The organism is Methylobacter sp. BlB1, assembly GCF_015476545.1.
Taxonomy (GTDB): Bacteria; Pseudomonadota; Gammaproteobacteria; order Methylococcales; family Methylomonadaceae; genus Methylobacter.
Genome location: NZ_JADMKV010000043.1, coordinates 1 through 12,374, shown reverse-complemented (window position 1 = coordinate 12,374; position 12,374 = coordinate 1). Strand labels below are relative to the sequence as shown.

8 protein-coding genes are annotated in these 12,374 nt (G+C 56.1%); 2 read left to right on the top strand and 6 right to left on the bottom strand.

The window, feature by feature from the left end:
* The first annotated feature begins 8 nt into the window (after window positions 1-8).
* Both IT781_RS15135 and IT781_RS15130 read left to right on the top strand, forming a co-directional pair.
* On the top strand, window positions 9-1,403 hold the full coding sequence (locus tag IT781_RS15135) for an aryl-sulfate sulfotransferase (RefSeq protein WP_194971012.1): 1,395 nt from the start codon (window positions 9-11) through the stop codon (window positions 1,401-1,403).
* 495 nt (window positions 1,404-1,898) lie between these two features.
* Window positions 1,899-4,649 carry a TonB-dependent receptor gene (locus tag IT781_RS15130; protein WP_194971011.1) on the top strand — a complete coding sequence of 917 codons (2,751 nt, stop codon included), beginning with the start codon at window positions 1,899-1,901 and terminating at the stop codon, window positions 4,647-4,649.
* Between the two features lie 273 nt (window positions 4,650-4,922).
* On the opposite strand, the gene IT781_RS15125 is transcribed toward IT781_RS15130, so the two are convergent.
* The 6 genes from IT781_RS15125 to IT781_RS15100 form a co-directional block, all read right to left on the bottom strand.
* A complete protein-coding gene (locus tag IT781_RS15125; protein ID WP_194971010.1) occupies window positions 4,923-5,786 on the bottom strand; it encodes an ABC transporter ATP-binding protein in 864 nt (287 codons plus the stop codon).
* A gap of 434 nt (window positions 5,787-6,220) precedes the next feature.
* Window positions 6,221-7,354, bottom strand: a complete 1,134-nt coding sequence (locus IT781_RS15120; RefSeq protein ID WP_228779191.1) for an acyl-CoA dehydrogenase family protein — start codon at window positions 7,352-7,354, stop codon at window positions 6,221-6,223.
* A gap of 54 nt (window positions 7,355-7,408) precedes the next feature.
* Window positions 7,409-7,954, bottom strand: a complete 546-nt coding sequence (locus IT781_RS15115) for an OsmC family protein (protein ID WP_194971009.1) — start codon at window positions 7,952-7,954, stop codon at window positions 7,409-7,411.
* Between the two features lie 204 nt (window positions 7,955-8,158).
* On the bottom strand, window positions 8,159-8,980 hold the full coding sequence (locus IT781_RS15110) for an ABC transporter permease (protein WP_194971008.1): 822 nt from the start codon (window positions 8,978-8,980) through the stop codon (window positions 8,159-8,161).
* Window positions 8,977-10,218 carry an ABC transporter substrate-binding protein gene (locus tag IT781_RS15105; protein ID WP_228779190.1) on the bottom strand — a complete coding sequence of 414 codons (1,242 nt, stop codon included), beginning with the start codon at window positions 10,216-10,218 and terminating at the stop codon, window positions 8,977-8,979. The genes IT781_RS15110 and IT781_RS15105 overlap by 4 nt, the downstream gene beginning before the upstream one ends.
* An 11-nt stretch (window positions 10,219-10,229) precedes the next feature.
* Complete coding sequence (locus tag IT781_RS15100; RefSeq protein ID WP_194971007.1) at window positions 10,230-11,939, bottom strand: alginate export family protein; 1,710 nt, start codon at window positions 11,937-11,939, stop codon at window positions 10,230-10,232.
* Window positions 11,940-12,374 lie beyond the last annotated feature (435 nt).

The following is a 12,374-nucleotide window of genomic DNA, read 5'->3' as shown; positions in this document are numbered from 1 at the left end:
AAATGGACATGAAGATTTTTGATCACAAGCCGGCCAAAACGGCTTTCACTTTATTGGCGGGAGCGCTGGGAACTTGCATTTCCTTGTCCGCACAGGGAGAACCAAGCATATTCCCTACCGGCACCCTCCGCTACGATCCAGCCAAGGCTTACAATTCATTCGTGCTGTTTACCGGCGGCGACAAGATCGCCCGCCTGATCGACCTGAACGGCAACCCTGTACATCAATGGCGCAATGAAAGCTCGCTCATTACCCTGATCGATCCCGCGCTGGCGGGCGGCGAACCGGGTCATGTGCTGCTGACCCTCGCCACCGAAGAAGGCAACGGCTCCGACCTGGTGCCGGGCAGGATTGGCCGGCGCGTCTCGAAAACGATCGGCGAACAGGATTGGGAAGGCAGGACCGTCTGGCAGTTCGGCGAAAAAGCGCCGGGCGGCCGGGCGCAGCAGCATCATGACTGGGCCAGGCTGCCGAACGGCAACACCCTGGTGCTCGCCAACCTCGTTCATCCGGTTCCCGGCTTCGCGCAGCCCAATGTGCTGGACGATGTCGTCTACGAAGTCAATCCGGAAGGCGAAATCGTATGGACGTGGCAGGCTTCCGACCACATCGGGGAATTCGGCTTTACGCCGGAGGAGCTGAAGCTGGTGAAGGAAACCCAAAATGCCGATTACCTGCATCTCAACAATTTGAAGGTCATCGGCCCCAACCGCTGGTACGATGCCGGAGATAAGCGATTCCATCCTGACAACCTGCTGATCGACTCCCGCAATGCCAACTTTATCGCCATCATCGACAAGCAGTCAGGGCAAGTCGTCTGGACGCTGGGTCCCCATTATCCCGCCATCGGCGAATCCGGCATCAATGCCAATCGAAAAACGCCGCGCCCCGTGGATCAGATCAGCGGCCAGCATGATGCCCATATTATTCCGGCCGGGCTCCCCGGCGCCGGCAATCTGCTGGTCTTCGACAACCAGGGCGAAGGCGGCTATCCACCCGCGGCCCTGACCGTGACCGGCGGCTCGCGGATACTGGAGATCGACCCGGTCAAAAAGGAAATCGTCTGGCAATACACGGCCGAGGATTCCGGCCGTCCCGGCTGGAGCTTCCGCAGCGCCCATATCAGCAACGCGCGCCGTTTGCCGAACGGCAACACCTTCATCGACGAGGGCGAGGTCGGCCGGTTCTTCCAGGTCACGCCCGCCGGCGAGATCGTCTGGGAATACATCAATCCTTATCCAAGCCGCAATCAGGACCGGCAAACCGGACGCGAAATCGTCAATTACCAGGTTTACCGCGCCCAGCCCGTGCCCTACGAGTGGGTTCCGGCCGGAACGCCGCATGCCGAGAATGCCGTGATCCCGCCCGATCCCAGCCAGTTTCATCTGCCGGCGGTGAAATAACCGCCCTGCCCCATGGATTGAATAGCCATGGGGCAGGATTCCATCGCTTAATCAAAGCTAAGCTCCCGTTGCATCTCAGGCAGCAGGCTATCAACAAAAAAGCTTGTAAATTGATGCTCAAGAAGCAGTTGCGTCCGGTCCCCAATACCTCGATTTTTTAAGAGTCCGATTATTTGTCTGAGCCCTACGTGTAATTACCTACTTTTAGAACAGTTGTTTGAAAAATTTCGTCGCTGGATTTTTCACATTGGGCTTGATGTGGCATGGAAGATGCGAAAGTCAATCGATCTTTGTGTTGATCAGGAAGCAAGCCGTGCGCAAAAAGCACTTGAGGCTGATGCCCGGACAACAGTCGAGGAACAGAGGTAGTCACAAGAACGCTGGTTCTCTAGCGAATGAAATCCCCCTGTTTACGGCAGTCGGTGTTTTTATGCGTCCGATCTGACATGAAGCAAACAAAACCAAAACATTTATAAATGACAAGTGGGGAAGTAGATGGGGATCGATAGATTAGGCCGGCTGCCGGTTATAAGCAAAAGCCTGAAACAGCCGCCTGGGAGCAGGATTGAAAAGCGGCTTTTGTCCGCCAAAGTATTTGGCATCCTAAGTGAAAACACACTGCCAACCAAAGCGGCGGCTTGGCACCGGGCAAGCCTGAACCGACCGGCAATGCTTATGGCGGGAGCTTGCCTGCTGATGCCGGGCCATGGCTTCGCTCAAGCTATCTCCGGCGATCCCGCCACTGAAATAGCGCGTTTAAAGCAGAAATTGGAAGCAAGCGAAAAGGAGAATGCGCGGCTAAGGGCCTTGACCAACGAGAGCGCTCCTGCCGATACGGCAAATGCCGGCACAGCCCCCCCGCAGCCAGCGCCGGCGGAAGGCGCTGTTTCTGCAGCGGCGGCAGAACCTGAACAGGAAGCTGTCGAACCTAAAAACCTGTCGGAAGTGGTTGTGACTTCGCGGCGCAAGGAAGAAAAACTTCAGGACGTGCCGATCCCGATTACCGTACTGGGAAACAAAAATATTGAACGCGACAGGACTTACGACATTCAGGATCTGACCAAACGTGCGCCCGGCGTTACAGCGACCACCCCCAACGGCAGACGGACCGGCATTTCGATACGCGGTATCGGCAAGGCCAGCGGCAATGACAGTATGGAGCCCGCGGTTGGGGTGATGGTGGATGATGTTTTCATGAGCCACGTCGGCATGTCCTATCAAGACTTTACCGATCTGGACAGGATTGAAGTGCTGAGGGGGCCGCAAGGGACCCTGATGGGCAAAAACACGACCATAGGCGTGATCAACTATACCAGCAAGGCGCCCAGTTTTATTCAACAGGGCTTTGTTGAAGGCGAGGTCGGCGGCAATCAACAGACTGGTATATTGCCCGGCGCATTTAAAGCCAGAGCATCTTACAGCAATGGGATAATCGACGATTTACTGGCTTTTCGCGCCTCGGCGTTTATCAATACGCAGGACGGCGACTTGCATAATATCAATCCCGAAGGCGGCACCTACAACGAACGGCAACGCTACGGCGGCCGTTTGCAGTTCCTGCTGACGCCGAGCGAAACATTGCGATTCAGGCTGAACATCGATTATGCCGAAGCACACGAAAACAGCAACGTTAAACCGAAGATGTTCGAGCCGGCGACTTTTCTCAACGGTTCGCCTAGAACCAATACCTTTACCAGCCGGATTTCCCGGGGCTATTTCAATGGTTATCAACCCATCATCGGCGACGAGGCCTGGAACAAAATCGATATAGGCCAGGCGCAGCCTCTGCCTACCATTAACGGCGGCGTTTCCGGAAAACTGGATTGGGATATTGGGCCGGGTACATTGACATCGGTGCTGGCCTATCGCGAATTTCACTTCAATGCCAAAAACGATAGTGAAGAAACCAGGTTCGATATCGCCAGAGGCGGTACAAAAGTCGATACCAAACAGTATTCCGAGGAGCTGCGCTACGCCTGGTCGCCGTTCGATTGGCTCGATACCCAGAGCGGCTTGTTTCTGATGCATACCGAAACCGATTCTACCGGCAGAAACTTGTATGGCGTCGATGCCGGCGCTTTTTACGCCAGTAATCGTCAATATAACGAGTTAATAGGCAGCGATGTCGGTTTGCTGCGCAGTTCTCTGAACAATGTCTTCGTCAAGACCAACACCACGCCATCCACGGACAGTATTGCGTTATTCGAGCAGGTCAACTGGCATATCACAGACAAAGCCACGCTGACTTTGGGCATCCGCGAAACCTTCGAAAGCAAGAACAACAGTATCGAGAAAACCGCTACCTTTTATGATGGCTCGCCATTGACTTCAACCGGCAACGCCACGGCAGACGCCATCCGCGCGGCGCGAGTCGCACAGACTTACGGCCGGCAGTCCGGCAACCGGATCGATGAATGGTCGACCTCCTGGCTGGCCAATCCCAGCTATAAAATCAACAAAGACATCATGGTCTATGCGTCGGCCGCCGGCGGGCAAAAGTCCAGTTCGGTACAGTTTAATAATTCTGACGGCTCGAACGTCTATGTAAAACCGGAAAAATCGCTGGACTTCGAGCTGGGACTGAAAAGTCTGCTGCTCGATAAGTCGTTGATGTTCAATATCAATCTCTATCACACCACGGTTACCGACTATCAGGCTACCACCAGCATTCCCGATGCGACTCAGCAAACCGGTTACCGTTCGGAATTGGGCAACATTCCCGAAATTACCGCAATGGGGGTTGAAATCGATTCCGCTTATTACGCAAATCCCTGGTTGACGTTCAGCTTCGGCGGCGCCTACAACCATGCCCGTTATACCGACTGGAGCACCGCGACTTGTCCGGCGGAGATTCCCACTTCGGTACAGGCGGTCTGCGATTTTACCGGCAGGCAGGTGGTCGGCGCGCCTGACCTGACCGGCATCTTTGGTGTGGACTTGCACAAGCCGCTGGGATTTGCCGGATTGAACGGACACGCCTGGGTCAACTCGGTAGTGCGCTCGTCGCAGAATCTTGAAGCGCAACTATCGTCATTTGGCAAGCAGGATGCTTATCAAGTCACGGACATCGGTATCGGTTTATTCACCGGCGGCAAAATCAGATACGAAGTCAATCTGGTGGCCAATAACGTGTTCGATACCCAATACACCACCAGCGTCAACGATTATAGCAATACCTATCCAGTCGGTTACGACGGCATCGGTGCTCGTCGCTATGTCGGGCTGGTATTGAATTCGAAGTTCTAAGGATTCGGTTAAAAATGACTTTCCGGTTTGTCCATCATGTAGGGCGAATTAATTCGCCCTGGGCGACTGAAGTCGCCCCACACCTGTGTAAATTCAGGGAAGTTATTTATCGCCCTATCTTAAGGAAAAATCAGGCTACGCGCCGACACGTTCGGCGCGTATTTACATCGTCTAGTGCTACGGTTATAGAAATCAGAAGCGAGACAAAAGGCTTGATACCCACAAGGTTGATCCTTAAGACCGGGCTTCGTCCCTAAAATCAGCATATGGGCTTCAAATCACCCTGCCGTCCGGCAGCAGATGCCCGCCGGCCACCTGAGCCAATGCTTCCAGAATAGCCATGCGGGTCTCCACGAGCTCATGGAGTCGTTGCCCCCTGGGCTGCGCCAAGGAAATTTTCCATTCCCGCACGATGCGGCCGGGCGCGCCGCCCATCAATAAAATGCGGTCGCCGAGCATCAACGCTTCATCGATATCATGGGTCACCAGCACCACGGCATTGCGCCTGCGGGCGATCAAGCCGAGCAACAGCTCCTGCATGCTCAGGCGCGTAATCGCATCGAGCGCGCTGAAAGGCTCGTCCATGAGCAAAATCTCCGGGCTGCGTACCAAAGCTCTCGCCAACGACACGCGTTGCGCCATGCCGCCTGACAACTGGTCGGGGTAGACATGGGCGAAACTCTGCAGTCCTACCCATTGCAAAGCCGTATCCGTTTGCGCCTGGATTTCATGACGGGTCAGCTTCGGGCCGCCGCTCAGTGTCAACGCGAAAGCCGTGTTTTGGCGGACATTGAGCCAGGGCAGCAGGCAGGGGTCCTGAAAGACCAGACTGAGGCGCGCATCGGGTTTATTGAGCGGCTTCCCGTCGAACAGGATTTGCCCGCCACTGGCCGGATTCAAGCCCGCCAGCGCCGTCAACAAGGAAGACTTGCCGCAGCCGCTGGCACCCAGGAGGCAGACCACTTCATGCGGGCGGACTTCCAGGTCAATATCCTCAAAAACCCGCAATGTCCGGTTTTTGCTGAGATATTCTTTCGAGAGTCGTTTGGCTTGCAGCAAAGGCCGCTCGGTTGGCCGGTCAGATGATGGAAAGGTTTGGTCGTGGGTGAAGCCGGTCAAGAGATTTTCCTTATACATCGTCAATTGCCATGGTAATAACTGATATTACGCAGTTAGTTGAGATTTAATAATGTATCGCTAGCGCGACGGTTTTATTTAATCGGGTTCATCGCACCCGAAGGCGAGTGACTTGCTTTTAACAGCCTATGTAGGCTGGTTTGGAGCTTTAGCGGAAACTCGGCATCGGCAGCTCTACCCCGCTGCCTTGCCAAAATCAAGGCGAAATCCATTGTAGGGTACGCATCGCGTACCTATTCAAAGCTTTTCGGTACACCGCAAGTCCGGAAAGGTACGCGATGCGTACCCTACAAAGCTCCTGTCCCTTTGGCAACGCGCAGCTTCCCGCCGCGCCCCTACGGGCCGGATCTGTTAAAAGCTGCGGTGCTCGGCGCGGCAAACGGGATGAAATCGCCGTGCGTAACATCAGGTAATAACTTGGAAAGAGGAATATATCAATGCCGCTGATTCTCAAGACAGGCGAGCTCGCGGCGCAGGTGCTTGATGGCAGGTGTCACGATGGCCACGAAATACGCCTCGCGCAGTTTGCGCTGCGCGGCGGAATGGGCCATATAGCCTCTGGCCCCTTGATGCAGCATGGCCGCCTGCGCGGCCCGTAGCGCCAGTTCGCTGCCCGCCAGACGCACCTTCAGGACATCGCCGATAATGGTAGCAGACGGATTGCGATCCAGAATCCCGGCCAGCCGATGCGTTTCGTCGTCGACCGCTTGCAGCGCCTCCCGCAGGTCATCGGCTTGATCGTCCAGGTACTGATTTAAAGAAGATTGAGACCGATCGACCAGATCGATACAGCCTTTGACGAGCCCAAGGGCCATGCCCATCTGCCCCAGTATCATGCCCGGCTTTATTCTCGCCAGATAAGCCTCTGAATCCTCCGCATGCGCCAGCACGCGATGGTCCTCGATCCGGCAATTCCGGAACTGACAGGCCAGCGTGCCGGTGCCTTCCAGAGCGGCAAAGCGGGCCCCGTCCACCAGCCGAAATCCCGCCTGATCGCAATCGACGACGAAAAACACCAGACGGCCATCGCCTTCCAGCGGGCAGCCGGTGACGAATATATGCCCCGGCCCCAGGTTGGATACCCAGGGCAGACTGCCATTGATCTCGTAACCGCCGGGGATGCGGCGCGCCTTCAATAAAGCCCGCTCGATACCGGCATTGGCCTTCAAGGTGTTGGACAAGCCGGTCCCGCCCATGAGGCGGCCGCCGGCGAGGTCCGGCAAAAAAGCCGCCTTGACCTGATCGTTGCCGGACAATTGCAGATAACGCTGGCAGGCGGTCTGGCACCAGACCGCAAACGCCGTGGAGAGACAGCTGCGGGCTATCTGGTCCATCACGCGCAGGCAATGTTCCAGACCCAGGCCATTGCCGCCATACTCTGGAGAAACCACGCCCGCGAAGCCGCCGATTTCGCCCAGTGAACGCAAAAACTCACGCGGATATTCGCCTTCAAGATCGATCGCGGCAACATGCGGCTCCAACCGCCGGGCAATCAGCTGATCCAGATTCGCTATTTCGGGCTGACCATCCAAGGAATCGTTCATATCAAGAGTCATTATTGCATTCATAGTTTTTCTCTTTTACAGACTCAATAAGGAGCACCGGAACCTGGCGCCGCACTGTCAGTTCTGCACGACCTCAACCGGAACGGCGTTGCGCAAAGTGTTGGCGACCGGCGACCATTGATCGGCATGAGCGATGATTTCAGCCAAAGTCTCAGCGTCGGCGTCACCTTCCACACTGATGGCTACGCGGATTGCGGAAAAACCCAGGTGCTTGCCGGGGGACAGGTCGCCCACACCCCAGACCGCTGTGACATTGATATCGCCTTCCAATGCCAGCTCCAGTTTGCCCAAGGCGATGCCGCGGGCTGTCGCGTTGGCGTGAATGCCCACAGACAGACAGGCGCCCAGCGCGGCAAGCAAGGCTTCCGACGGATTGGGGGCAGTATCTTCGCCCAGCAAATGGGGCGGCTCGTCAATGACATAAGGGGCCAGATCGCGAATATAAGTCAGGTTGCGGAATTGCCCTTCACAGACCGTTTTCGCCTTCAGCGTCACCGTTGCCCCAGGGTTTGCCTTGCCTTTTTCAGACAGTTTTTCCAGACCGGATTTATCGATAGGGCGGAGTATATCCGGGTAAAAGCAATTAACCTTTTCAATAGCCATAAAAAACCTCACATTGAGTTTAAAATTGAGATGGCCGGTATTTTATTGATAACCCGCATTACCTGAAATGCGCGGGAATCGCGATATTCTGTTCATTCGTCTCGATATTCACGGTAATAATTAACAGCAGTCCCGTTTATATTCATAGCGACATACTCTTGCCGGGCGACTGAAGTCGCCCCCACAGCATGGCCGCTGACCCATTCAGTTTTCCCGGCGATGACTCCATTGCCGTATCAACAGGCGGGCGGCCAAATCCAGCAGATAGCCGATCACGCCGATGACCAGAATGGCCGCCATCAGCTCCGAGTAAGCCAGGCGGTCTCGGGTATCGAGAATGAAATAGCCCAGCCCCTCGCTGACGCCCAGCATTTCAGCGGGCACCAGCACGATCCAGACGATGCCTATGGCCAGGCGGATGCCGGTCAGGATATGCGCCACGACCGCCGGCACGACGATGCGCATGACCGTTTCCCGGCGCGTGGCGCACAGGCTGCGCGCCAGCGTCAGCCAGCGGGGATCGACCGCATGCACGCCGGACGACACGTTCAGCATGATGGGCCAAACGGCGGCTATCGTGAGCAGGAAGTAAACCGGCGCGTCGCCGATCCCGAACACCATGACCGCCAGCGGCATCCAGGAAATGGGCGAGATCATGCGGATGAACTGAAACAGTGGCCCGGTTGCCCGCTCCACGGCGCGCGACATGCCGACCAACAGGCCCAGAGGGATGCCGGCCAGCAGCGCAAACAGCAGGCTCAGCAGCACGCGCCAGAGACTGGCGGCCATATGCGGAACGATTTCGCCTGTCCGGATCAGCCGTTGCAAGGCATCGAAACAGGCGTCCGGGGCGAATTGGGCCAGAATGCTTTCCGGATGCAGGGCTTCGGCGGTGGCCAGCCACCACAGCAGCAGCGCGGCGGCAATCCCCAGCAGCGGCAACACCGGGCTCAGCCTGATACCAGTCGGCCGGATACGGAAAAAAGCCGGCCAACTGCCGCTGACGCGTTCGGGCAAGGCGCTCATGACAGGATCTCCTCCCGCGTGAGCGTCTCCGGCAAGCCGAAGACCTTCGCGCCGCCGACCTTGTCGATGGCCCGGCGCACGAAGCGATCGTCGACCAGATCACCGGCGACGAAGCCGGGGTCCAGCGTGTTCAGAAATTCGCTATTGCCTTCGACATGCGTCGACTTGAGCAGCCGCACGAGTTCTGCCGTATAAGACGGGAAGGGATAAGGCTGAAAGTCGATGCGCTGCTGCTGCCAGTCGCCATGCTGCAGCGCGCCCTGTTTGCCGTAGGCATCGGTCCCATAATGCGACAATGCGCGCTCCAGAACAGCCTGGGCATGCGGCATATAGGCGCTGCCGCTCTCCTTGGCCAGCAACTGCGCCGTGCCCTGGCGGTTGCCCCGAATCCAGGCCTGGGCCTTGACGATGGCATTGACTACCGCCTGCGACCATTCCGGGCGCTGCTGCAGATCCGCTTCGCGCATGAACACGACGCAGCAGGCATGGGACTTCCAGATATCGCCGGTGAAGCGCAGAATCTTGCCTATCTTCAGGTTTTCCGCGGCGGCATTAAAAGGTTCCGCCACGATATAGCCGGCAATGCTACCGTTGGCCAGTGCCGAAACCATGTCCGGCGGCGGCATAATGACCAGATTGACTTCGTTGGGCTTGAGTTTGTCCTTTGGCACGCCGGACACCGCTGCCAGGCCGTGCTGGCGCAATAAATGCTGCAGGATGATATTGTGAATCGAAAACCAGAACGGCACCGCGACCGTCTTGCCGGCCAGATCATTCACATCATTGATGTTGGGCGCCACCGTCAGGGCGGAGCCGTTGACATGGTTCCAGGCCACTATCTTGGCCGGAAACTTGCTGCCATAACGGATCAGCAGCGCGGTAGGCGCCAGCAGATGAATGACGTCGACCTGCCCCGCGATGAAGGCTTCGACCAGTTGCGGCCAGGCGCGGAAAAGTTTGGGCTTCTCAACCTCAAGGCCTTCTTCTTCATAGAATTTCCGGGCATGCGCCACCAGCAAAGGCGACGAATCGGTGATGGGCAGATAACCGATGCGCAAGGGCCGATCGCTCTTGCTCTCGGCCGCGTGAGCCCAGCCGCCCGGCAGCGCCGAAGCCGCGCCCAGAATGGCGGCCAGCCTGATGAAATCGCGGCGCGACATGGCGCAGCATGAGCAGGCGTCCGGATGATGCAGGTCCGATTGATCGGGCATGGCGTTCGGTTGGTTTTTCTTAGGCATGGCGTACTCCTTTAAAACGTCAGATTGAATTCCACAAAAGCGAAGTCGGCGTCCTGCTTTTGCCGGTAAAAATTATCCACATAGTCGCCGCCGAAGGCATGGGCATAGTAGGCGGTCCAGGACAGTTCTTGAGTGATGTTGTGGGTAAAACTCAGGTCAACCAGTTCGCCGATTGTGCTTCGGCCGGTCGAAGGACGACCCAGGTAGCCGAATGAGCCGGACCTCGAACTGGCGCCTGCGCCGGCATAGAACAGGTCGCCCGCCTCGGCCAGCGACAGATGATGGAAATCGATGCCGACCCGTATCGCCTGGCTTGGCGTTACGATCAATTGCGCGAATGCGTCGCTCAGGTTCATCAGATTGAAGAACGGGAATTTGGCGTAAAGGCGCACCGTAGGCAGCACCTGGAAGAACGTTTCGTGCCGGCCATCAGCCGCATTATCATCGCCCGACCCCAGGAAATAGCCGCCTCTCAGCCAAGGCTTCAGCGGCAGGCCGGCCCATTGATAGCCGCCTTCGACGTCAAACGCCCACGCCTGATGCGTCTGGTTGGTCCAGTCGCCGAACTGATAAGCGCCCCACAGCAAGGCGTCCGCGGCGCCGTCGCCCCATTTCTGCACCGTCAGCCAATGGGTGCCGAGCGTGTGGATTTTCAGACCGCTCTGGCTCAGCAGTGGTTTCTGGCCGGCGGCCCGGTTGTCGATGGCCTCGGCATTGCGGTCATCGCCGTAGTACAGGTAAAACAGCCGACCTTCGGTGCCGGGCAGCAGCACGTCTTTCTTGCTGGTCAGGGCCGTATAGAACAGGTCGATATCGCTGATTTCATCCTGGGCGTGGATATTGAAGCCGCCCTGGGTGGGATGCGTGGCGCTCAGGCTAATATTGAAATCAGGCTGGTCATAAACGGTCTCAACACCGTCGAAATTGCGTGAGGCATGGGTAAAATCGAAAGTGCCCAGCAGACGCTGCGAAACCCGGTTTGCCTTGAGCAGGTCGAATTTCACGTCGCCGGTTCTATATTCCAGCCCTTCGCGCACTTCGAAGCGGCCCGCTTTCAAAAACAGGCCGGGCAATCCCAAAGGCTCAAACTTGAAGTTCAGATAAGCCTGCTTCAGGTGGATATCGCCGGGCGAAACGTTCTGGCTGTTTTCCGCGTAATACAGGGCGCCCAGTCCCAACGCGCCTCCCGGCCTGGCGAAAGCGTCATTCGGCAGGCCATAGATGCCGCTGTATTCCGCTTGCGCATAACCGTCCACATACCGGCTGGTGCCCAATACGCCCAGACGGGCGCGGAGGGCCCAGAAATCGTATTCATTGTTATTGTTCACGGCCGGTCCGGGTTGGAAAAAATCGTAAGCTTCATAACGGCCGCGCAGTTCGCCGGTCAGGCGGATATTTTCAGTAAGCTGCCACGGTGACGGCTTGCTGCTGCCTTCAGCCCTGGCGTGGGCATGAAAACCGCAGCAGGCAATGCCTAAAATTAATGTAATGAGTCGAATAAGGGATATTGATTTTTCTTTTTTAATAATGAAACTATTCGGTAGCTTATATCCCGCTGATACTGAAGATTGTGATAATAAATAATGCCAGCCATTTTCTGATTCCGATGGAAAAACCGGTTTATCAAATAATTTTATACGCCCTTTATTAATACGATTTTCCAACCCGTAATGGATTATCTTTTCAGCTTCCGTATCTGCTATGTATTCGGAAATATTCATTTATATACCGCACACTCAATATTTATTATTAAAAGCTGGATTTTATTTTTAACCCATATCGTTTGAAATGCGCAGGTGTCGCGATATTCTGCTGATTCGTCTCCTTTTGACGCCGCCTTAATAGGCTCTCCCGGATTTCCCGTAACTACCACAACCTAAACACAGTGGCTGAACCGAAAGCGGATTTGGGGCTGAAGTGTTTCTCGTCCTTTGTGACGACCTTGGCTAACTGGCGTGATGAGATACTAGAGCGCTATTGTTTAGATAAAAACATGCTAAACTGACTCAGGCCTTCAGGTTATGCTTCTAATTAAAAGATAGCTGTTCTAGCCAACCTGTTTCCGGCGTGCGACAGGTGTCGATTGATTAAGCCAGCAAAGCCGCGACGGTGCAATTCGACGATACAGTGACCACAGCGGATAAATTGACGGAAGC